This window comes from Methylocystis heyeri, from assembly GCF_004802635.2.
Lineage (GTDB): Bacteria > Pseudomonadota > Alphaproteobacteria > Rhizobiales > Beijerinckiaceae > Methylocystis > Methylocystis heyeri.
Genome location: NZ_CP046052.1, coordinates 1,790,626 through 1,811,143, shown reverse-complemented (window position 1 = coordinate 1,811,143; position 20,518 = coordinate 1,790,626). Strand labels below are relative to the sequence as shown.

19 protein-coding genes and 1 pseudogene are annotated in these 20,518 nt (G+C 63.3%); 16 read left to right on the top strand and 4 right to left on the bottom strand.

What is annotated here, in order from left to right:
- The first annotated feature begins 4 nt into the window (after positions 1–4).
- The 5 genes from H2LOC_RS08180 (at position 5) to H2LOC_RS21730 (ending at position 3,518) form a co-directional block, all read left to right on the top strand.
- Positions 5–886, top strand: coding sequence for an outer membrane protein assembly factor BamD (locus H2LOC_RS08180; protein WP_136495952.1), 882 nt, complete (start codon positions 5–7; stop codon positions 884–886).
- Positions 887–1,154: 268 nt separating this feature from the next.
- Positions 1,155–1,292, top strand: coding sequence for a hypothetical protein (locus H2LOC_RS08175; protein ID WP_154331599.1), 138 nt, complete (start codon positions 1,155–1,157; stop codon positions 1,290–1,292).
- Positions 1,293–1,307: 15 nt separating this feature from the next.
- Positions 1,308–1,793 (top strand): hypothetical protein, encoded by a 486-nt coding sequence (locus H2LOC_RS08170; RefSeq protein WP_136495951.1) that lies wholly within the window; start codon positions 1,308–1,310, stop codon positions 1,791–1,793.
- Between the two features lie 204 nt (positions 1,794–1,997).
- On the top strand, positions 1,998–2,423 hold the full coding sequence (locus tag H2LOC_RS08165) for a cupin domain-containing protein (RefSeq protein WP_136495950.1): 426 nt from the start codon (positions 1,998–2,000) through the stop codon (positions 2,421–2,423).
- 21 nt (positions 2,424–2,444) lie between these two features.
- Positions 2,445–3,518, top strand: a complete 1,074-nt coding sequence (locus tag H2LOC_RS21730; protein ID WP_246207079.1) for a hypothetical protein — start codon at positions 2,445–2,447, stop codon at positions 3,516–3,518.
- A 20-nt stretch (positions 3,519–3,538) separates the two neighbouring features.
- Here H2LOC_RS21730 and H2LOC_RS08155 read toward each other — a convergent pair whose 3' ends face one another.
- Positions 3,539–4,795 (bottom strand): alkaline phosphatase family protein, encoded by a 1,257-nt coding sequence (locus H2LOC_RS08155; RefSeq protein WP_136495949.1) that lies wholly within the window; start codon positions 4,793–4,795, stop codon positions 3,539–3,541.
- 182 nt (positions 4,796–4,977) lie between these two features.
- On the opposite strand from H2LOC_RS08155, the gene recN reads away from it, so the two are divergent.
- The 3 genes and pseudogenes from recN to H2LOC_RS08140 all read left to right on the top strand — a co-directional run bounded on the left by recN (position 4,978) and on the right by H2LOC_RS08140 (position 9,861).
- Positions 4,978–6,660: a DNA repair protein RecN gene (gene recN / locus H2LOC_RS08150; protein WP_136495948.1), complete on the top strand. Its 1,683-nt coding sequence runs from the start codon at positions 4,978–4,980 to the stop codon at positions 6,658–6,660.
- Positions 6,661–6,874: 214 nt separating this feature from the next.
- Positions 6,875–9,283, top strand: a pseudogene (locus H2LOC_RS08145) (sensor histidine kinase); the annotation flags it as partial.
- 176 nt (positions 9,284–9,459) lie between these two features.
- On the top strand, positions 9,460–9,861 hold the full coding sequence (locus H2LOC_RS08140) for a response regulator (protein WP_136495946.1): 402 nt from the start codon (positions 9,460–9,462) through the stop codon (positions 9,859–9,861).
- Positions 9,862–10,107: 246 nt separating this feature from the next.
- On the opposite strand, the gene H2LOC_RS08135 is transcribed toward H2LOC_RS08140, so the two are convergent.
- Positions 10,108–11,385: a glycosyltransferase gene (locus H2LOC_RS08135; RefSeq protein ID WP_136495945.1), complete on the bottom strand. Its 1,278-nt coding sequence runs from the start codon at positions 11,383–11,385 to the stop codon at positions 10,108–10,110.
- A 678-nt stretch (positions 11,386–12,063) separates the two neighbouring features.
- Here H2LOC_RS08135 and H2LOC_RS21520 point away from each other — a divergent pair.
- The 6 genes from H2LOC_RS21520 (at position 12,064) to H2LOC_RS08110 (ending at position 16,433) form a co-directional block, all read left to right on the top strand.
- The gene (locus tag H2LOC_RS21520) at positions 12,064–12,234 is read left to right on the top strand and encodes a hypothetical protein (protein WP_202620549.1); all 171 of its coding nucleotides are present in this window, start codon (positions 12,064–12,066) and stop codon (positions 12,232–12,234) included.
- 100 nt (positions 12,235–12,334) lie between these two features.
- Positions 12,335–13,513 carry an ABC transporter substrate-binding protein gene (locus H2LOC_RS08130; protein ID WP_136495944.1) on the top strand — a complete coding sequence of 393 codons (1,179 nt, stop codon included), beginning with the start codon at positions 12,335–12,337 and terminating at the stop codon, positions 13,511–13,513.
- On the top strand, positions 13,510–14,484 hold the full coding sequence (locus tag H2LOC_RS08125; RefSeq protein ID WP_246207077.1) for a YVTN family beta-propeller repeat protein: 975 nt from the start codon (positions 13,510–13,512) through the stop codon (positions 14,482–14,484). Before H2LOC_RS08130 ends, H2LOC_RS08125 begins: the two co-directional genes overlap by 4 nt.
- Positions 14,481–15,224 carry an ATP-binding cassette domain-containing protein gene (locus H2LOC_RS08120; protein ID WP_136495942.1) on the top strand — a complete coding sequence of 248 codons (744 nt, stop codon included), beginning with the start codon at positions 14,481–14,483 and terminating at the stop codon, positions 15,222–15,224. Before H2LOC_RS08125 ends, H2LOC_RS08120 begins: the two co-directional genes overlap by 4 nt.
- 2 nt (positions 15,225–15,226) lie before the next feature.
- Positions 15,227–15,469 carry a hypothetical protein gene (locus tag H2LOC_RS21515; protein WP_136495941.1) on the top strand — a complete coding sequence of 81 codons (243 nt, stop codon included), beginning with the start codon at positions 15,227–15,229 and terminating at the stop codon, positions 15,467–15,469.
- 112 nt (positions 15,470–15,581) lie between these two features.
- Positions 15,582–16,433, top strand: a complete 852-nt coding sequence (locus H2LOC_RS08110; RefSeq protein WP_136495940.1) for an ABC transporter permease — start codon at positions 15,582–15,584, stop codon at positions 16,431–16,433.
- Between the two features lie 6 nt (positions 16,434–16,439).
- Here the strand turns inward: H2LOC_RS08110 and H2LOC_RS08105 are convergent, their stop codons facing one another.
- On the bottom strand, positions 16,440–16,916 hold the full coding sequence (locus tag H2LOC_RS08105; RefSeq protein WP_136495939.1) for a J domain-containing protein: 477 nt from the start codon (positions 16,914–16,916) through the stop codon (positions 16,440–16,442).
- 153 nt (positions 16,917–17,069) lie between these two features.
- Between H2LOC_RS08105 and H2LOC_RS08100 the strand changes: the two genes are divergently transcribed.
- Together H2LOC_RS08100 and H2LOC_RS08095 are read left to right on the top strand one after the other, a co-directional pair.
- The gene (locus tag H2LOC_RS08100) at positions 17,070–17,726 is read left to right on the top strand and encodes an alpha/beta hydrolase (protein WP_136495938.1); all 657 of its coding nucleotides are present in this window, start codon (positions 17,070–17,072) and stop codon (positions 17,724–17,726) included.
- Positions 17,727–17,738: 12 nt separating this feature from the next.
- Positions 17,739–18,428, top strand: coding sequence for a glycosyltransferase family protein (locus H2LOC_RS08095; protein WP_136495937.1), 690 nt, complete (start codon positions 17,739–17,741; stop codon positions 18,426–18,428).
- Between the two features lie 20 nt (positions 18,429–18,448).
- Here H2LOC_RS08095 and H2LOC_RS08090 read toward each other — a convergent pair whose 3' ends face one another.
- The gene (locus tag H2LOC_RS08090; protein ID WP_136495936.1) at positions 18,449–20,512 is read right to left on the bottom strand and encodes a thioredoxin domain-containing protein; all 2,064 of its coding nucleotides are present in this window, start codon (positions 20,510–20,512) and stop codon (positions 18,449–18,451) included.
- Between the last annotated feature and the right edge of the window lie 6 nt (positions 20,513–20,518).

The window sequence follows — 20,518 nt, the reverse complement described above, 5'->3', positions numbered from 1 at the left end:
TGAGATGACCGTTCTGTTTCGCCCGATCCGTTTTAGCGTCTTGCCGGCCGTTTTCTTTCTTGCGTCGGCTGCAGGCGGCGCGCGCGCGGATCTGCTTGATCCGGTCACCAATCTGTTTACGGGCGGCGGAGAGAAATACAAGACCGAGGTCAAGGAAGACGTTCCGGCCGAGGATATGTATAATCTTGGCCTCGCCAAGCTGGAAAAACACGACTACGAAGGCGCAGCCAAGAAATTCGGCGAGCTGGAGAAGCAATATCCCTTCTCGCAATGGTCGCGCAAAGCTCTGGTCATGGCTGCCTATTCGCAGTTTCAGAAGCCGGCCTACGACGATGCGGTGGCTTCCGCGACGCGATATGTCGGGCTTTATCCTAAATCCCCCGACACGCCCTATATGTATTACATCGCGGGCATGGCCTATTACAATCAGATCACCAGCGTGATGCAGGACCAGACCAACGCCGAGAAAGCCTTGCAGGCCTTTACCGCCCTGGTCGAGAAATTCCCGAATTCCGAATACGCCTCCGACGCGAAGACCAAGATTCAGGTCGCGCGCGATCAGCTCGCCGCCAAGGAGATGCAGGTCGGCCGCTTCTATCTGACCCGCAAGAACTATCCCGCCGCGATCAACCGCTTTCACACCGTGCTCGGCAAATACCAGACCACGCGTCACACCGAGGAGGCGCTCTACCGGCTTACCGAAGCCTATCTCGGCATGGGCGTCGCCAACGAGGCGCAGACCGCGGCGGCGATCCTCGGCCATAATTTCCCGGATTCCCAGTGGTACGGGGACGCTCTCGCTCTGCTGAAGAACGACGGGCTGACGCCGGAGGAACACACCGATTCCTGGATGTCGAAAATCACGAAGACGCTTCGCCCGGGCTGATATCCTGGCGGCGCGCTCGGTTCGCATAGAAGCGCTCGAAAAGATTCCCCCAGACCGCGCGCATTCTCGTCAAAGCCGTCCATAGGCGCAGCCGCTACGTTGGCAGCGCCTTTTCTTTCGCCTCGACCCGGCCGGCGGTTTTGCGGCGGGTTCGGTCCAACCCGGCTGAAGGCGTTGGCTGTGCCCTTGGTCGAGCACGCTTTTCTTGCAGACCGATCCGCTCTTTCCTGGGGAAAGGCTCAAGCGAGGCGGTGACAACTATTAAGAAATGTTTAGAAAAGTCGCCGGCCAAGGCTTGCTGGCGCTGATTCTGCCGGAAGCTTCACGGATGCGGCGGCTGCTTGTGTTCGTGGTCTTTTCGGTGGCGCAACATTGGTTCGCCCGCATTTGGATCACGATCGTCTGATTGGGAGGAAAATTGATGAAATTCAAGCTTCGGATTATGGCCTTGGCTTTGTCTTGCGGCGCGCTCGCGGCTTCGGCCGCCATGGCGGGAACCGCGAACGGGGTTGTGGTCCTCACAATCACGGGCACGTTCAATCAAGCCGTCAGCGCCAATGGCGTCGCGATGTGCACGGGCCTGCTCTATCAGTCCGCTTCGCCCTTGGCCGGCGGCGTCTCCCCGAATCTCGCGAGCATTGGCAGCGTGGTGAATCTTCTGATCCACAGTGGTTCGCAACAGGCCTCCGCCCCCGCCACGATCACCAATAACGGCGCCGGTTTCACCTGCACGGTGACCGTTCCCTACAACTGGGCCAATGCGGGCCCGCAAATGGGCATCGCCTACACGGTCAAGGCGAGCGACAAAAACGGCGCGAAGCCCGGCAAGACTCAGCAGAACCTGGGCACGATCCCCATGCCCGCAAATGGCGTGACCACGCCGATCGCGGTCAACGTCAGCCTCTAGCTCTTCCTGAAAAAATGGTTTCAGTCATGGAGTTGGAGCGCATTCTTTTCGCAGCGGCGCGTCGAGCGTTTGTGAAGAGGCGCTCCAAACCTGCTGAGGCCGTGCAGGGATCGGCGTCGGCCTGCGCCGACTGATCCCTCTCGATGTCTCCATTGCCCCGATGGTTTGAACTCCATATTCTCCTGGTCGAATATGGAGACGATCATGCCCGAACAGAACGCCGCGAAAGCCTCGAAGCCCTTCGCTCTCGTAAGGGGCGCCGAAGTCGTGAGAGGCAAGCAGGGGCTTACCTTCGCCCCCGGGATTTCCGCCGAATCGGTCGGTTCCAAAGGCCTTTATCTCGAGCTGCTGACCATACCGCCGGGGGCGCGGGCGAAGCCGCACCTGCACGAATCTCATGAGACCGGCATCTATATGATCAGCGGCGAGGCGACGACCTATTATGGCGAGCGGCTGGAGCACAAGGTCGAGTCCCGCGCGGGGGATTTCGTTTACATCGCCCCCAATGTGCCGCACATGCCGATGAACTCGAGCAAGACCGAGGTCGCGGTCGCGGTGGTCGCGCGCACCGACCCGAACGAGCAGGAGAGCGTCGTCCTTCTACCGGAACTCGAACATCTCGTCCCCTAACTGGAGACCCGGCGGAAGGCGATGAAGCTCGGAATATGGCGCTGGTTGACGCGCGGCGGCGGAGGGGGGCGGAACGAGGTTTCGCCGAACGACGCCATCGCCGCCGCCATCTCCGCGAATTTGCGCGGGCTCGGCTTATATGTCCGCTCCAAAAAATATGGAGACGGCTTTTGCGAGATCGCCGCTTCGACTTCCAGTAAAATGATTACGCTGCCTCATGATCCCGAGGCTTCCGGCGTCGCGCTGCTGCTTGCGCAAAAATACGATCCGCCGACGCTTGTGTTCGAGGAGATAAATTCCCTGCGGCCGGGACTCGGCCGGGCGATGATCGGCGCGGTCGCTATGGGTCTGAACGCGCATCCGGGCGTTTTCGGCCGGATAAGGGTCAACGACCTGTCGCGCCGGCTGCATGACGGGCGCCGGTGGTGGGAGCATATCGCGGACGCCTATCCGGAATTCGAGTGGATCATCACGCATGATGCGGATTTTCAGACCCATATTCCTGAGCCGCTGCGGCGTCCCGCAGAAAGCGAAGATTTCCTGAAAAAGAGCGCAAAGCTTCATGAGCTTGCGCTCGAGTTCGGTCATGATCCGGGCAAGGCGGTTTTAAGCCCGGAGACGCGCATTTTCGATTGTCTCGGGCAAAGCTTCACCGCCGAAGGGGAGGCTTTTCCCGACGGAAGCATCAAAATCTATTACGATCCGAAGATGAGCGACGCGAGGATGGCCTGTTGCCTCGCGCATGAAATTCAGCACCTGCGTTACTTCGCTGTGCGAGAGGCCTACCTCGGCGAACCGGAGGATGGGCCGCTGCACGGACGCTTTTCAAAATTCACGCCCGGCCTTCTCGCGGCGCAACGCGGCGTCTCCGATTATTCCAACGAGCACTGGGACAGCTGGCGGGCTGCTGCGCCGCCGAAGCTTTTTTCGATGGAGATGGAGGAGGGCGGGAGCGAGCCGATCAACGAGACCGTCGCCGATGTGGCCAAGGCGCTCTACAATTGGGGGCCTGAGGTGCGCATCAATCCGGTTTGGAAAGAACTGCAGCAGGCCGTGAACGACGAGTATCGAAAGCTCACGAGCGGCGGAGTGTGACCCCGCCGCTCGCAGAATTTTTAGTGGTGGCTCTGCTGGCGGAAGCCGAAGAGCTCGTTCATGACCAGCGAGGTCTTGTCGCAGGCGTGATTGAGGCAGGGCAGGCCGAAGCCGGCTTCGAGCGTGCGCAGCAGCGAATAGTGGTCGTAAGGCGTGGTGCTCACGAAGCCGTTGGCGGCGTAGTTGGTCTCGACGAGGAAGATCACGCGATTGGCGAGGTTTTCGTAGTCGTTCTCGTCCCAAACCACGACGATGGCGTTGCGGCCCTTGCGCCAGGCCGGCGAAGAGGTGATGCCGGTGACGATCTTGGCGAGCGCAGCGTCGCTCTCCTGCATGAGGAGGTTGGCTTCATCCGTCGTCTTGGTCGAGCAGATCGGCGTGCCGCCCGAAACGCCGCCGTGCATGTCATGGCACTGATTCGGGACGATGAAGGCGAGGTTCGGCATTCCGTGCTCGGTCTGCATGTCCGCCCACAGGCCGTTGGGGCCCGAGAAATCGACCACCTGGTTCATGCTCAGGGCCGGGTTGGAGCCGGTCTCGATGTCCAGGAAATAGGCGAAGGGGTTGTGCTTGACGGCATAGAGCTTCTGGATCGGGCCCGGTCCGAAGACCGCGACGGGGCTCAGGCTCGAGAATTCGCCGTCCGAATAGTTCACGCCGAAAGCGCCGGGAACGAGGGAGGGCAGGCTCTCCTGATAGGTCTTCCAGGTCAAGCCGTTCTGAACCAGCTGGTGCGCGATCGTCTTCGGCGTGAAGTTCGTGGCCGGATAGTCATACAGCGCGCAGTTGTTCGGCGCGGCCGTTCCGGTGACAGTCAGCTGGCCGTTGCAGTCGCTGGCAGTCTTCGTGGTTGCGACCACGGCGTTGTCCACGCCGACGCCCGAAACCGGGGTGAAGGCGTTCTGGCAGCCGGTGCTGCCCGGAGCGTTATCGACGCAGCCGATGCCGGACCACTTGGGCCAATAGTCTTCGTTGAGGCCGAAGTTCGAGCCGCCGACGATTTCAAGGTAGTTGGGCGCGCTGGGATGGCCGACGGCGAAGTAATTGGTCGCACGGTTGGCGAAGCGCGCATAGGCGTTGATGAAAGGCGCGTTGGCGTTGCCGAGGATGTCGGTGTCGGCCTCGTTCTCCATCATGATCACGAAAACGTGGTCGAGGTGGCCGAACTGGCTCATCGGCGACTGGAGTTCCCTGGCCGTCGCGGCGGCGGAAACTGCCGCTGCGCCGATCAGCGCAAGGGCGGTAGTCTTCAGGAAACGGGTGAAAAGCGAACGCATGTGGCTCCCCCAAGGAATATCAATCCGCCGGATTCGGCGGCGGGCGGAACTTGACGGGCTTGGGTGAAGCTTTTTGAACGAAATTGTGAAGCTTGCGTTTTATGCGCGGACGCTTCGGTTTGGCGAATGCGCTCGGACGCAAAATCGCGTAAAAGAGCGCCGATCCGTTGACGCTGGGGCTCATGCTAGTTCGGCTTTCAATTCGCGACATCGTGCTCATCGACGCGCTCGACCTCGAATTCGAGCGCGGGCTGACGACGCTCACCGGCGAAACCGGAGCGGGCAAATCGATATTGCTCGACGCTTTCGTGCTGGCGCTGGGCGGGCGCGGCGACGCTTCCCTGGTTCGCGCCGGCAGGCCTCAGGGGCAGGTTTCAGCCGTCTTCGATCTTTCTCCCGACCACCCCGCCAATCTCGCGGCTCGCGAACTCGGCCTCGAGGCGCAGGGCGAACTCATTCTGCGCCGTATCCAGTCGGTCGACGGGCGCACCCGCGCCTTCGTCAACGATCAGCCGATCAGCGCGCAGGGGTTGCGCGTCATCGGCCGGGAGCTCGTGGAGATCCACTGCCAGCACGACGAGCGGGCGATGGTCGATTCCTCCGCGCATCGCGAGCTCGTCGACGCCCATGGCGGACTCTTGCGCGAGGCGGGGGAGGTGCGGGCGCTGCATGACGCCATGCATGCGGCGCGTCACGCGCTGGAGGACGAAGAGTCGAGGGTCGCCAAGGCTCGGGCGGACGCCGATTATCTGCGCCACGCCCACGAAGAGCTCGACAAGCTGGCGCCGGAGGACGGCGAGGAGGAGCGCCTCGCCGAACGCCGGCAGTCGATGCAGCGCGCGGAAAAAGTCGCGGTCGATCTGAGGGACGCGCTCGGCGCCTTTTCCGGCGACAATTCCCCGGCGGGCCACATCGCGCAGGCGGCCCGGCGCCTGGAGCGCCGCGCGGCGCAGGCCCCTGACTTGCTGGAGCCTCCCCTTCGCGCGCTCGCGGCCGCCGTCGACGCCCTTTCCTTCGCCGAAGAGGCCGTCGAAAGCGCTCTGGAGCAGAGCAATTTCGATCCGCGCGAGTTGGAGACGCTTGAAGAGCGCCTGTTCGCCTTGCGCGCCTGCGCCCGCAAGCATCATGTGAGCGTCGCGGAACTGCCGCGGCTCGCCGAGCGCTTCGCCCTGGAAATCGCCGCGCTGGACGCTTCCGAGACGCGGCTGGCTCTGCTCCAGGAAAAGGCGGAGGCCGCCAGGGCCGACTATGACGCCGCGGCGCAGGCGCTGTCGAAGGCGCGCCGCGAGGCGGCGAAGAAGCTCGATGCGCTGGTGGATGCGGAGCTGAAGCCTCTGAAGCTCGAGGGGGCCCATTTTCGCACCGAGATCGCGAGCGACCCCGAAAACCGCACGTCCGAAGGAATCGATCGCGCCGAATTCTGGGTGCAGACCAATCCGGGCTCGCGGCCGGGGCCTATGGTCAAAGTCGCCTCGGGCGGCGAACTGGCGCGCTTTCTCCTTGCGCTCAAGGTGGTGCTCGCGGATCGCGGCTCGGCCCCGACGCTGGTGTTCGACGAGATCGATACGGGCGTCGGAGGCGCCGTCGCGGACGCCATCGGCCGGCGCCTGGCGCGGCTCGGCGCGCGGGTGCAGGTTCTGGCGGTCACTCATGCCCCGCAGGTCGCAGCCAAGGCCTCGCGGCATCTTCGCATCGCCAAGGGCGCGGTCGGCGAGGCCGCCGCCGGGGAGAACCGGGTTTCGACGATGGTGACGCTGCTCCAGGAAGCGGAACGCCGCGAGGAGATCGCCCGCATGCTCGCCGGAGCGACCATCACCGACGAGGCGAGAGCGGCGGCCGCGCGGCTTCTGGAAGGGAGGGCGTGAACGTCGGCGAGCCGCTGAGCGGCTATTTTTTTCTCAGCTTTTCCCAATATTTGCGCGCTCGAGGTTGCAAGCCTTCGTCGCTGCAGCTAATCTTATAGAAGGAAATGATTTTCTCAATCCGGGCCCGGATTTGGCGGGCTGTGCGGGAGGTTCGTTCGCGGGCCTCCGAAGCATCAGGGCAATCAAAAGCGCCAAGCTGCATTCCCACAGTCTCATGCTTTTTTGCTCTGAATTCGGTTTATTGCAGGAGCGGGTCATGGAGACCGCAGCGCAGAGTTTTTCATATCCCGGATACTTTTTCGGCGGCGGGGATGTCGCCGCCAGCATGAGGGGCGCCGATTGGGCGAATACTCCCCTCGGGGCGCCCGCGTTCTGGCCTCAGGGCCTCTGCGCCGCTGTCAGCCTCTGCCTCAACTCGACCTATCCGTTATTGATCTGCTGGGGGCCGGATCTTGCACTGCTTTTCAACGACGCGGGCAAGGAGGCGATGGGCGGAGCGGACGAGGCCTGGCTCGGCAGGCCTCTCGCCGAGGTTCTCCCCGACCTCTGGAAAAACCTGGCGCCTGTGATCGAAAAGGTTCTGAACTCGGGCGAGCCCGCGACGGCGTCCTGCCACATGGGGGCGAACCCCGGCTCCCCCAGACGAGATCTGCGCATCGGTCCGATCCCTGTCGCCAACGGCTTTGGGGGCGTGTTCTGCTCTATTCTCCTTGCGGAGGCCTACGGCGCCCAAAAGCGGCGCGAGCGTCCGCGGGAAACCGGATCGCATCCGAATACGGGTTTCAGGGCCGTTGGCCTCGCCCCGGGAAGGGGCGACGGGGGCGGGAGCCGCGTTTGCTTTTCAGACGAAGCGCAGCCCGGTTGCTCTGGCGACGCGCCGGATAACCCGACATCCAGCAGGCTCCCCGAAGAGCAGGCGTGCCTGTTCCTGTTCCTGGCCGAACAGTGCGATGAATTCATCGCCATCTGGAACCTCGACCGCTCGCTGTCATTTCTGAACCCGGCCGGTATGAGAATGCTGGGTCTGAAGAGCCTCGACGAGGCGAAAAACATTCCGCTCGAGGAGTTTTTCTTTCCCGAAGACCGGTCTTCCGTTCGTCATGAAGATGACTTGAGCGCGGCCGGCGAAGGGCGCAGAGAGACTGAAATCCGCTTCCGCAATTTCGAGACCGGCGAGCCGGTTTGGATGCAGCGCTCGGTTTTCACGCTGACCGGAAGGGACGGCGCGCCCGTCGGCTATGCGTCGATCAATCGCGAGATCGGCGATGATAAGCGAGCGCAGCAGAGGCTGATGGAGGCGGAAAGGAGGCTCCAGGCGGTGATGTGCGCCGCGCCGATCGGGATCGGTTACTCGAACGATCCCGGATGCGAAGTCGTGTTCGGCAACCCCACTCTTTATTCGCTGCTTGAAATCTGCGATTCCGAGGACGCCATCTCGTCGCCGGCTCCGGACCCGAGCCGCAGAAGCATCCGCTATTTCAAGGACGGGCGCGAACTCGCCTTCAGTGAGCTGCCGATGCAGCGCGCGGTGGCGCAGAACGGGGAGATCGCTCCCGAGGAGATCGAGGTGCTTCTTCCCAGCGGGAGACGCTGGTGCGCGGAGATTTCAGCAAGTCCGATCCGTGGTGAGGACGGCCTGCCGGTGGGGGCCGTCGCAGTGGTCGCCGACCGGACACAGCGCAAGCACGACGCCGAAGCGCTTCGGGAAAACGAGGAACTGTTTCGCGCGCTCGCGGAGCTCAATCCCGACGCCATCATGGTGCTGCTGGAAGGGAGATATGTCTACGCCAACCAGGCGGCGGCGCGGCTTCTCGGCGCGGCGAGCGGCGACGAGATCCTGGGCCTGACGCCCTTCGACATAGTCGATCCCGTCTATCATGATCTGGTGGTCGAGCGCATGAGAAGCGTGCTCGAGGAAAGCCGCGTCCAACCGCTGATAAATCACCGCTGGCGCAAATTGAACGGGACGCCTCTGGACGTGGAGACCGCGACCGGTCCCACCAGATGGCGGGGCAGGCCGGCCGTGCAGGTGGTGGCGCGCGACGTCACCGAGCGCAATCGGGTGCTGCAGGCCCTGCGCGACGCCGACCGTCAAAAGGACGAATTTCTGGCGACGCTCGCCCATGAGTTGCGCAATCCGCTGGCGCCGATCAGCAACGCCATGCATTTCATGCGCAAGGCGGACGACGCGGATGCGGCGACGAACGAGCGTAAACGCGCCCTGCTCGCCATGATGGAACGGCAGATTTTCCATCTGGTGCGGCTGGTGGACGACCTGCTGGAGATATCGCGCATAAGCCGAGGCAAGATTCTCCTTCGCAAGGAAGCGGTCGATTTGGCCTCCGTCCTTCGCGACGCGATCGATACGAGCCGTCCTCTCATCGATTCGGCCGGCCTCGTGCTGCAGATCAGATTGCCGCCGGAGGCCATGCTGCTCGACGCCGACCCCACGAGACTGACGCAGGTCTTCGCCAATCTGCTCAACAACGCCGCAAAATACACCGAATCGGGCGGCCGCATCGAGCTGACTGCGGAACGCAGGGGCGAGGAAGCCGTGGTGAGCGTCCGCGATAACGGCGCGGGCGTGCCGCCCGAGATGCTCCCCCGCCTGTTCGAAATCTTCACGCAGGTCGATCGCACGCTCGGGCGCGCCCGGGGGGGCTGGGCATCGGGTTGGCTCTGGCGCGCAAGCTGGTACAACTACATGGCGGCGAGATCGAGGCTTACAGCGACGGGCCTGGGCGGGGCAGCGAATTCATCGTTCGGTTCCCCCTATTCAATGTTTTCGAGAGAGAACCGATGAGCGACAAGGTGGTGCCAAAGGATAGCCGGTCTCCTCGGCGCGTTCTCGTGATCGACGACGATCACGACGTCGCCGACAGTCTCGTGCTGCTGCTGGAGACCTTCGGCGCGACGGCGCGCGCCGCCTACAGCGGCGCCGAGGGGCTGGAACAGATCCCGCAGTTCAAGCCCGAACTGGTCTTTCTCGATCTGGGCATGCCGCATATGAACGGCTACGAGACGGCTGCGAGAATACGCGAGTGTCCGGAAGGCCGGGCCTTGAACCTGGTCGCGCTCAGCGGCTGGGGACAGGAAGAGGACGTCGCCCGCAGCCGGCAGGCCGGTTTCGACGACCATTTCACCAAGCCGGCCGACATCGAGGCGCTGGAGGAATTACTGCAGCGACTGGACGCCGCCTGAACCGGGGCGCGCCCGATTTCTCATCGCTCGAACGACTCCGTTCGAGCGGAAAGCGCACGCGCGCGCATTCCGCAAAAGTCGGGACGCTTTTGCGATGAGAATGCGCTCACATGCATTGATCTGGCGCGATTTCCTATCGCTCGAACGACTCCGTTCGAGCGGAAAGCGCACGCGCCCGCATTCCGCAAAAGTCGGGACGCTTTTGCGATGAGAATGCGCTCACATGCATTGATCTGGCGCGATTTCCTATCGCTCGAACGACTCCGTTCGAGCGGAAAGCGCGCCGGTTTTCCCGAGGAGCGGCGCGATAAGCCCGACGAGATTGCGGCGGTACGCTTCTGCGGAAAAATGCGCCTGATAATAGGCGCGCGAAGCGGCGTTTTCGCGTTCCCGCGCGCTCGGTGGCGCAGCGGCGGCTGCTGTCTGCAACGCGCGCGCGAAGGCCTGCGGCTGGTCCGCGACGACTATGCCCGGGAGGGACAGCGCCTGCTCGCCCATGCCGCGCAACGCGAGCGTGGTGGCGATCAGGGGAAGCCCGCTCGCCATCGCTTCGACGGTCTTGATCGAAAGGCCGTGGCCGCTGATCGTCGGCAGCAAAGCCAGGCGCGCGCTTGCATAAACCGCGGCGGGGTCCTGGACCCGGCCGAGAAACCAGCTGCGGTAGCGTTCGAAGAGAGCAGCCGCGCGGGACCGCACCCCCGCGTCGACGTTGCCGACGATCTTCACCGCCACGCCTTCAGCCAGAGGGGCGACTTCGCGCAGGAACCAGATCACGCTTTCGACATTGGCCGAATTGTTGCTCGCGACCAAAACGACGTCCGGTCCGCCCGGTCCTGTCGGCGCCTCGGGCACCGCCGGATAAAGCAGGGCATGGGTCTTTTCCGGCAGCATCGCGCGGAATTCCTCGTCCTCCCGCGCATTGAGGTGGATGAGCAGATCGGCCCTGCGCATATAGGCGAGTTCCTCCGCGAGCATCGTCTCATAGCTCACATGCGGCTTCAGCCAGGGCATTCGCTCGTTCATCAGCGCGAACTGGCGCGCCTGCAGGTCGTGGCTGTCGAGCAACACCCGGGCTTCGCCGCGGGCGAGACGTTCGGCTACGGGCATCAGGAAGAAATGGTTGCAGTGAACCAGATCGTATGACTGCCGTTCCGCTTCCGGCGACAGGGCGGAGCGCTCGGCGAAGCCGGTGCGGATGATCGCCTGATCGCCATGGAGGTAAGGCCACAGCACTTCCCCGAGGAACTTCGGCTCCAGCATGGCTCGAAAGGGCGTCCCCCCAAAATAGCGCGGTCCGTCGTCGAGCTCGGGCGTCGATCTCAAGAAATCCCGCCATATCCAGCGACGCTCAGGGACGTAGCCGGGGTCCGTGCCGATGGCGATGGGAAAGACTTCGGCTCCCAATGCGCGGTAGGCGGCAATCTGGCCCAAAACCACGCGATATGTCCCGCAGCTGTGCCAGGCCGGGTGAACCAGCGAGACCTTGCGGCCAAGCAGTGGGCGGGGGGAATCGCTTGTCGGCATTCGTTCGCATATCCTAGAGTGTTTTCGAGCGAAGCGGATACCGGTTCGCGTGAAGAAAACACGTTTAAACAAAGAGTTCTAGAGTCTTTCCGGTTCAATCTGAACCGGAAAGACTCTAGTGGTCCTGCCGCCTGCAGCATGACATCGCCGGGCGGCGCTTCTCAAAAGCGGACAGTTTCTTAGCGCGCTTTCCGGTGGAACCGACAGCGGTCGCGCTGATGTTGTCGCTCGATTTCTTGTCACCCGTGCGTCCCTACCGTGTCCGCAGAGCTTCTCCTGCGGAAATCGGGGCGGCGCATCAAAGGTTTTTTAAAGCAGCCTCCGCTCCGACGCCACGCAGGCGGGCTCGGGCGGCGTCCGGGCGCTCTTTGCGCCGCCATGCTTTCAAGCACGGCGAGGACGCGCCGAAGGCGAGCGGCGCAGACGGCTGCGCGACGAGTCTCATATTCTAATAACTCCAAGCATAGAACTCACGAGTTTGAGAATTAAGCCAATAATTGTTTTCTCATGCGACGGTTTATCGCATGGCGATTTGACGCGCTCGGCGTAGTTTTTACAGCTGCAAGGCGTCATGCCTCGCGCGCGCCAAAGAATATAACAGGCGCGTGGACGAATCCGCTGGCGTCAGCTGTCGGCTTGCGCCGCGGAAGGTCCTGGAAACGCAAAAGGAGATCTTTCATGAGCACTCAACTTGGCGAAGGCGAAATCTCCCAGAAGGTCATGTTGTTTGGCGGCGCAGGCGCCGTTCTCGGGGCCATTGTCGGCGGGGCGGTGCTGGGCTTTCCCGCGCTTCTCGCCAGCACGGTAGTATTTGCGCTTGGAGGCGCGATTCTCGGTTCTTTCTTCTAAAGGTTTGAGTTGGGGCGGCGCTGAACTGCAGGCGGCGCCGTTCCGCATCTTTGCAATAATTCCCGTTGATCCTCGCGTGCGAAGCCTGCAAGAAAGAGGCATGCGCGCGCTCCTCGTTCTGCTCGGCCTCTGCGTTTCCGCCGCCGCTTTTGCGGCAGACCCGTTGACCGTGAAGGTCGGGGTGCTGCGGCAGACCCATTCTCGCGAAACCATCTCGATACTGGATATCCCCGCCGCGGACGACGTTCTCGCCGGCGCCCTCATGGGCGCGGACGACGACAACACCACGGGCAAATTCACCGGCCAGACTTTCGAGACCATCGACGCCCTGCTGCAGGAGGGCGACGACGCCGGCGCGGCGCTCGACAAGCTCATCGAGAAAGGCGCGCGGCTCGTCATCGCCGATCTCGACGCGCCGCGTCTCCTTGCCGCCGCCGACCGCGCCAGGGCGACGGGCGGGCTGCTCTTCAATGTCTCGGCTCCCGACGAAAGCCTGCGCGAGGACAGCTGCCGAGCCGATGTGATCCATGTCACGCCATCCCGCGCCATGCTGGCCGACGGGTTGGCGCAATATCTCGTCTGGAAGAAATGGAGCCGCTGGCTGCTGATCAAGGGTTCGCATCCGGCCGATGAACTTCTGGCGCAGGCCTATCGCGCCGCGGCCAAGAAATTCGGCGCAAAAATCGTGGAAGAGCGGGTCTATGAGGATACCGGCGGCGGACGGCGGAGCGATTCCGGTTCGGTGCAGACGCAGCGGCAGATGCCTGTCCTCACGCAGGGCGCGCCCGCCTATGACGTGCTGATCGCGGCGGACGAAAGCGAGGTTTTTGCCGGCTATCTGCCTTATCGCAACTGGGACGCGCGGCCCGTGGCGGGTTCGGCCGGTCTCGTTCCGACGAGTTGGGACGGCGCCCATGAACAATGGGGCGCACAGCAGTTGCAGAACCGCTTCATGCAGCGCTTTCGCCGCATCATGAACGCCCGGGACAACAACGCCTGGCTCGCCATGCGCATGATCGGCGAGGCCGCGACGCGCACCGGCTCCGATGATCCGCAAAAACTGCGCGCCTATCTCGCCGGGCCCGATTTTTTGATCGCGGCCTTCAAGGGCGTGCGCCTTTCCCTGCGGGGCTGGAACCAGCAGCTGCGCCAGCCGATCCTTCTCTCGGACGGGCGCATGGTCGTCTCGGTATCGCCGCAAGAGGGCTTTTTGCACCAGACCAGCGAGCTCGACACGCTCGGCCTCGACAAGCCGGAAACGAAATGCAGGCTGCAATGACCACTAAGAATATCCTGTCTCTGCTTGGCGCTATGGCGTTTTTTTCCGCGACGCCCGCCAACGCCTTTCTCGCTTATGTGAGCAATGAGAAAGGCAACAGCATAACCGTCATCGACACCGATAAGCTGGAGGCGGTCCAGACCATTAAGGTCGGACGGCGTCCGCGGGGAGTCGAACTCACCAAAGACGGCTCGGAGCTTTTCATCTGCGCCGGCGACGACGACGCCATTCAGGTGCTCGACACCAAGACGCTCCAGATCACCGGCAAGTTGCCCTCGGGTCCCGATCCCGAGCTGATGGCGCTGAGCCCCGACGGCAAGACGGTCTATGTCTCGAACGAGAACGACAATCTCGTCACCATGATCGACGCGCAGACCAAGCGCCAGATCGGCGATGTGCCGGTGGGCGTCGAGCCCGAGGGCATGGCGGTCAGTCCCGACGGCAAGACGCTCGTCAACACCTCCGAAACCACCAATATGGCGCATATGATCGATACGCAGACGAAGCAGATCGTCGCCAATATTCTGGTCGATGCGCGTCCGCGTTTTGCTCAGTACAAGGCCGACGGCTCGGAGCTTTGGGTTTCCTCGGAGGTCGGCGGCACGATCTCGGTGATCGACCCCGAGAAACGCGAGGCCAAGCAAAAGATTTCCTTCCAAATTCCGGGGCTCACCAAAGAGGCGATCCAGCCGATCGGCATTTCCTTCACCAAGGACGGCAAGCGCGCTTTCGTTGCGCTGGGCCCGGCCAATCGTGTCGCCGTGATCGACGCCGAGACCAAAAGGATTGAAAAATATCTGCTGGTCGGCCAGCGGGTCTGGCATCTCGCCTTCACGCCCGACGAAAAATATCTGCTCACCGCCAATGGCGTGTCCAACGATGTTTCGGTCATCGACGTCGCAAGCCTCAAGGTGGTGAAGTCCATTCCGGTCGGCCAGTTCCCGTGGGGCGTCGTGGTGGCGGGCAAATGAGCGCCGAGGCGCCGGCTCTGGCGCTCAAGAATCTTTCGCATTCCTATGGCGTCCGCAAGGCGCTCGACGATGTGAGCTTCAACATCGAAAGCGGCTCGTTCACCGCGCTGCTCGGGCTCAACGGCGCCGGCAAAAGCACGCTGTTTTCGCTCGTGACCGGCCTTTACGCCGCACGCGGCGGCTCGGTCGAGATTTTCGGCTACGACATTGCGCGCCAGCCCGGCGAAGCGTTGCGCCGGCTCGGCGTCGTGTTTCAGGCGCGCACGCTCGACCTCGAACTGAGCGTGATGCAGAACTTGGCTTACCACGCCGCGCTGCATGGAATCGGCCCGGTCGAGGGCAAGCGTCTCGCCGAGGCGGCTCTGGCGCGGGCGGGGCTGGCGGAGCGCGGCAAGGACAAGGCGCGCGCGCTTTCCGGCGGGCAGATGCGGCGCATCGAAATCGCCCGCGCTTTGTTGCACGGACCGCGCCTGCTGCTGCTCGACGAGCCCACCGTCGGCCTCGACATCAAGGCGCGTGCCGACATTCTCGCCCATGTGCGCGACCTCGTGAAGCGCGAGGGCCTTGCCGTGCTGTGGACCACGCATCTCATCGACGAGATCGAGCCGCAGGATGATGTCGTCGTGCTGCATAAGGGCAGGGCGCTGGCCAAGGGCTCCGCCGCCGATATCGTCGCGGCGCAGGGCGCGGCGGGCGTTGGCGAGGCTTTTGAGCGGCTGACGTCGGGAGGGGAGGGGTAGGGTTGAAGGAGCAATCGGTCGTACCATTAAGCGCCGATGAGGAAGCTTCGTTCGCGGCATCCTTCGCGCAGGCGGAGCGCGGTGAATTTGCCTCGGACGAGCAGGTCCGCGCCGTCTGGGCCAAGCACGGACTGAGGAGCTTTGATACGCACACCGCGCTCGACGGCTTGATCAATAACAACCCCGTCATGACCGGGCTTGTCCCGGTCATCTACGCTGGGAAATCACGCAAGCGCTCGATATGAGCGGGTGTTTCCGTGGATGCCCGCGACAAGCGCGGGCATGACGGGTTTGGCGGCGTGCGCCACGCTGCCCGGCGCTGATGGTTCGCGGCAATAACAAATTTTAAAGGGGAAAATGACCAGCTCCAGCTCCTCAGCCGCCGGCTCGCGCAGCCTTCCCGCCTTCACCTCCGCCCAATACGCCATCTGCCTCGGCGGCGTGGTGTGGCGCGAGGCGCTGCGCTTTCTGCATCAGCGCGAGCGCTTCGTTTCCGCGCTGGTGCGGCCGCTGGTGTGGCTGTTCATCTTCGCCGCCGGGTTTCGCTCGGTGCTGGGGATTTCGATCATCCCGCCCTACGAGACCTATGTTCTCTATGAGGTCTACATCACGCCGGGCCTGATGGCGATGATCCAGCTTTTCAACGGCATGCAGTCCTCGCTGTCGATGGTCTACGACCGCGAGATGGGCAATATGCGCACGCTGCTGGTCTCGCCGTTCCCGCGCTGGTTCCTGCTCGGCGCCAAGCTCTTTGCGGGCGTTTGCGTCTCCATTCTCCAGGTCTACGCCTATCTGCTGATCGCCTATTTCTGGGAGATCGAGCCGCCGACCAAATGGGGCTATGTCACGGTGCTGCCGGCGCTGGCGCTGTCGGGCCTCATGCTCGGCGCGCTCGGCATGCTGCTGTCGTCGCTCATCAAGCAGCTCGAGAACTTCGCCGGGGTGATGAACTTCGTGATTTTTCCGATGTTCTTTGCGTCTTCCGCGCTCTATCCGCTCTGGCGGGTGCAGGAGGCGAGCCCCTGGCTCTATTACTTCTGCGCAGTAAATCCCTTCACCCATGCGGTGGAGCTGATACGCTTCGCCTTCTATCAGAAGATGGCCTGGGACTCGTGCGCGGCTCTGCTGGCGTACACCAGCCTGTTCCTGATCGGCGCGATTTGGGCTTACGATCCGTCCAAGGGGCTCTTGATCCGCAAAGGCGGGTAAAGCGCCCTAAACCCTGTCGGCATATTGGTCGAGCAGCGCGTCGCGCGCTTCCGCGATGCGGCGGTAATGCTCATTGCTGCCGCCGGCGTCGGGATGCGCGGTTTTCGCCAGCTTTCGGAAGGCCGCATTGATGTCCGACGCCGTGATCGGCCCTTCGCTCGGCAGGCCGAGAGTCTCGCGGCGCTCCTCTTCCTCGTCGTCGAAATCCAGCCTCGCGAATATGGCCCGGCGTTTTTCCTGGCCCTCGATCCGAAGGTCGACCTGATCCTGTTTCCATCTCTCGTTGGACATAACGAAACAGGCGCCGAAGGCGATCCGCCCTTGCGTTTCGAGTTCATCGAGATCGAACGGCCCTACCATGTCATAGGGTGGGGCGAGACAGGCTCGTCTGCCTTCGGCGCCATGCTCGATATGGCCGATCGCGACCCGATCGAGAACGCCCAGCGAGCCGTTCCAGACGACCCATTCCGTCTTATCCGTCATGCAGCGCGCTTCCAGGGAGCCGATCGTCCATTTGTGCGAACGGCCGGAATTTCTCCGCTTCCATGCATGTTCAAAGCCAAAGCCGGCGCGGTCCCTCGGCAGCGGCTTTGCATAGCGATGGTCAAGGAATCGTCGATCGAGGAGACTTGGGGCATGGCCGCGGTTGTCGAAGGGCCCAAGATTGCAGCGTTGTCCTGCGGCAAGCCGGCCTATGTCGTAGTTTTGCTTCATGGTCCGGGCGGCGACGGCGCGGCGATCATCGATCAGGCGCTGAACTGGGCTCCGACCATGCCGAAGGCGGATTTTGTCGCCGCGGAGGCGCCCTTTCCGGCCGCTGCGGGAGGGCGGCAATGGTTCGACGCCACGGATTTGGATCCCGCGGGCCTCAAACGGGCGCTAGAAACCACCGGGCCTCTTTTCGACGCTTTTCTCGACGACATGCTCGCCAAATGTCGATTGCCCGACAACCACCTTGCGCTTGTCGGCTTTTCGCATGGAGCGACGCTGGCTTTGCACGTCGGACTGAGGCGCGCGAAGCCTCTCGCGGCCATCGTTTCCTTCTCCGGCCTGTTTCACGGCGGAGAAAACCTGGCGATAGGCTCCAGGCCGCCCGTGCTCTTGATCCATGGCGACGCCGACCCGATCGCGCCGATCGGCGGCATGATGGCGACGCGGGAGTTCCTCAAAGGCGAGGGCGTTCCGGTCAAAACCATGCGCCGGCCCGGCCTCGGCCATGCGATGGACGACGACGGCGTTATGGCGGCAGGGGATTTTCTCACCGCCAATGTCGTGCATCGCCCGGCGGAATAGGAGGGCGCGCCGATGAATGTTCTCGCCATAGTTTCCGCAACCCTGACCTGCGACGGCCGGGAAACAGCGATATTGTCGCCGGCGGAAGGGAAGCCTCTGCTCGGCCTATTGCTGGACCGGCTTTCGGGCGTCGATAAGCTCGCCGGCGTCGTCGTTACGACCAGCGACGAGCCGGAAGACCAGCCGATACGCGATTACTGCGAGGCGCGCGGGACCGTCTGCGAAAGCGGTCCGCGCGACGATCTGCTGGGTCGTCTCCTTGGCTCCCTCAAGGCGACCGGCGCCAAGGGCGGGGTCATGATCGACGCCCGCAATCCTCTGATCGACCCCGCGCTGGTGGATCAGGTCGCGAATCTGCTGCAAATGACGGACGGCATGCTCGACTGGATCGGCAACACGCTCACCCAAACCTGGCCCAAGGGGATGGAAATAGACGGTTTCACCACTGCCGCGCTCGAGGAGGCGGGAACCCGCGCATCGCCCGAGCAGCGCCGGGAAGGGCCGGCTTTCCTGCGCCAGAACAGCCGAGTGTACCGGCCCCTGAGCTTGACCGCTCCGCCGGAACTCGCGTGTCCCAAGGTGAGGCTCGACCTCGAAGGCCCGCAGGACTTGCCGAGAATAGAGTCGATTATTCGCCATTTCTCCGGCAGGACGGATTTCAGCCTGGCGGAAATTCTCGCCTATCTCGACCAGGCGCATTGAATAAGGGGCCGATCCTGGCCCTAAGAAACAGGCCGTTCGAGTCTATCGAGCAAATCCCGCTTGTCTGTGATCGGCGCGGAACAGGCGCCGCCGGCGCAGACGAAGGCCGCGGCCTCGCCGGCCGAATCCGCTTGCGCCCGCCTCGGGCTCTCGGCAGGAAGCAGCTCGGGGCGATCGATATCGATGACGATGCGCTCAGGGAAGGGCGCGCCGAGCGCTGTCTCGTAAAGCTCCTGCCGCTTTGGGCCGGCCGTGACGATCTCCTTCACGCCGAGGCGGAAATCCAGGGCGTTCAGGATGCCGGCGTGGGCGAGCAGATTGGTCTGCGCCGAAGGGCCCACGGCCGCGAATAATTCATCCGCGCGCTTGATCCAGCCCGCGTCCCCGGTAAAGCCCGCAAGCCGCACGAGCGCTGTGAGATATAGAGGATGCGCGTTTGGAATGGCGTCGTCGGCGGTGGGAGCGAGCCGAACCAAGACATCGCTCGCGTCGCTCGCGGCCATGGTGAGGAGCCCCGTTCGGGCGTCGCGGTGGCGAGCTTCGAGCGATCTCGCCCAGGCGATTGCGTCAGCGAGGTAGTCCCGTTCGCGGCGCCCGACCCAATTGCGGGTTTCGTGAAGCGCGAGGGCGGCGCGGATCATAGCTGCATAATCGAGCGCCATTCCCGGGCGGACGGAAACGCCGGCGCGCCAGCTGTGGGCGAGGCGGATGTCGCCAGCCTCGTCAGAATAGCTCATGGCGCCGACGATGAAATCATAGGCTCGCGCTGCGAGGCCGATCCACTCGGGTTCATCGAAGAGCGTGGCCGCATTGATCAGCGCCGCGATCATGAGCCCGTTCCAGTCGGCCATGATCTTGTCGTCGAGACCGGGGCGGATACGTTTTTCCCGCGCCTCGAACAGCTTCTTGCGCAAGGGCGCGAGCCGCGCTTCTTCCTGCGGCGACGGGGACGTCGCATCGAGCTGGTTCAGGATGACGACGGTTCGGCCGTGGTCGTCGGTCCAATTGCCGCCGCTCGCAGCGTCATAGACGAGGCCGAAGAAACGGGCGTCGTCCTCGTCGAGAATCTCCTTCAGCTCATCCGTGGTCCAGACGTAGAACTTGCCTTCTTCTCCCTCGCTGTCGGCGTCGAGGCTGGCGCAAAACGCCCCTTCCGGATGCGTCATCTCTCGCCGCAGCCAAGCCACCGTTTCTCGCGCCCGCGTGCGGAAAATTACGTCGCCCGAGTCGCGATGGCACAGGGCGAGGAGCTCCAATATCTGGGCGTTGTCGTAGAGCATCTTTTCGAAATGGGGGACGAGCCATCTCTCGTCCGTGGAGTAGCGGGCGTAGCCGCCGCCGAGATGATCGAACAGGCCGCCTTCCGACATGCGCGTCAGGGTCAGCTTCACCAGCTCCAGATAGAAGCTATCTCTCAGCCTCCGCCCGGCTCGCCACAGAAACTCCAATATCGGAGCGTTGGGAAATTTAGGCGCGCCTCGCAGGCCGCCGTTGCGGGAATCGATCAGCCCCGCGACGCGGGGCGCAAGCTCGTCGAGAGCGCGGGGGGCGATTTCGGTCTTTTCGCTGCGGGCGGCCAGCGCCGCCTGGGCCAGGCTTTTGCGGACCGCCGCCGCATTGTGGGCGATTTTGTCCGGCTCGGCGCGGAATGTCTGCGAGACGGTTTTCATGACCGTCACAAAATCGGGCCTGCCATATTGCGCGACCTTGGGAAAATAGGTCCCGCCCCAAAAGGCCTCGCCCTCCGGCGTGAGGAACATCGTCAGCGGCCAGCCGCCTTGCAGGCCGAAGGCCTGGAGCGAGGACATATAGATGTGGTCGATATCCGGCCTTTCCTCGCGGTCCACCTTGATGTTGACGAAGAGGTCGTTCATCACGGCGGCGGTCGCGGGGTCCTCGAAGCTTTCATGGGCCATGACGTGACACCAATGGCAGGCCGCGTAGCCGATCGACAGCAGTATCGGTTTGCGCTGTTCCCTGGCTTCCTCTAAAGCCGCCGGGGTCCACATCCGCCAGTGCACCGGATTGGCCGCGTGCTGTTGAAGATAGGGGCTGGCCGCCCGGCCGAGTTCGTTCGACGACATGGGTCC

Coding starts and splice junctions, on each gene's coding strand:
- recN (WP_136495948.1), top strand. CDS start 4,978: ATGCTAGTTCGGCTTTCAATTCGCGACATCGTGCTCATCGACGCGCTC.
- H2LOC_RS21730 (WP_246207079.1), top strand. CDS start 2,445: ATGAAGCTCGGAATATGGCGCTGGTTGACGCGCGGCGGCGGAGGGGGG.
- H2LOC_RS08165 (WP_136495950.1), top strand. CDS start 1,998: ATGCCCGAACAGAACGCCGCGAAAGCCTCGAAGCCCTTCGCTCTCGTA.
- H2LOC_RS08125 (WP_246207077.1), top strand. CDS start 13,510: ATGACCACTAAGAATATCCTGTCTCTGCTTGGCGCTATGGCGTTTTTT.
- H2LOC_RS08095 (WP_136495937.1), top strand. CDS start 17,739: ATGAATGTTCTCGCCATAGTTTCCGCAACCCTGACCTGCGACGGCCGG.
- H2LOC_RS08120 (WP_136495942.1), top strand. CDS start 14,481: ATGAGCGCCGAGGCGCCGGCTCTGGCGCTCAAGAATCTTTCGCATTCC.
- H2LOC_RS08110 (WP_136495940.1), top strand. CDS start 15,582: ATGACCAGCTCCAGCTCCTCAGCCGCCGGCTCGCGCAGCCTTCCCGCC.
- H2LOC_RS08175 (WP_154331599.1), top strand. CDS start 1,155: ATGTTTAGAAAAGTCGCCGGCCAAGGCTTGCTGGCGCTGATTCTGCCG.
- H2LOC_RS08140 (WP_136495946.1), top strand. CDS start 9,460: ATGAGCGACAAGGTGGTGCCAAAGGATAGCCGGTCTCCTCGGCGCGTT.
- H2LOC_RS08180 (WP_136495952.1), top strand. CDS start 5: ATGACCGTTCTGTTTCGCCCGATCCGTTTTAGCGTCTTGCCGGCCGTT.
- H2LOC_RS08130 (WP_136495944.1), top strand. CDS start 12,335: ATGCGCGCGCTCCTCGTTCTGCTCGGCCTCTGCGTTTCCGCCGCCGCT.
- H2LOC_RS08170 (WP_136495951.1), top strand. CDS start 1,308: ATGAAATTCAAGCTTCGGATTATGGCCTTGGCTTTGTCTTGCGGCGCG.
- H2LOC_RS08135 (WP_136495945.1), bottom strand. CDS start 11,385: ATGCCGACAAGCGATTCCCCCCGCCCACTGCTTGGCCGCAAGGTCTCG.
- H2LOC_RS08105 (WP_136495939.1), bottom strand. CDS start 16,916: ATGACGGATAAGACGGAATGGGTCGTCTGGAACGGCTCGCTGGGCGTT.
- H2LOC_RS08090 (WP_136495936.1), bottom strand. CDS start 20,512: ATGTCGTCGAACGAACTCGGCCGGGCGGCCAGCCCCTATCTTCAACAG.
- H2LOC_RS08155 (WP_136495949.1), bottom strand. CDS start 4,795: ATGCGTTCGCTTTTCACCCGTTTCCTGAAGACTACCGCCCTTGCGCTG.
- H2LOC_RS21520 (WP_202620549.1), top strand. CDS start 12,064: ATGAGCACTCAACTTGGCGAAGGCGAAATCTCCCAGAAGGTCATGTTG.
- H2LOC_RS08100 (WP_136495938.1), top strand. CDS start 17,070: ATGGCCGCGGTTGTCGAAGGGCCCAAGATTGCAGCGTTGTCCTGCGGC.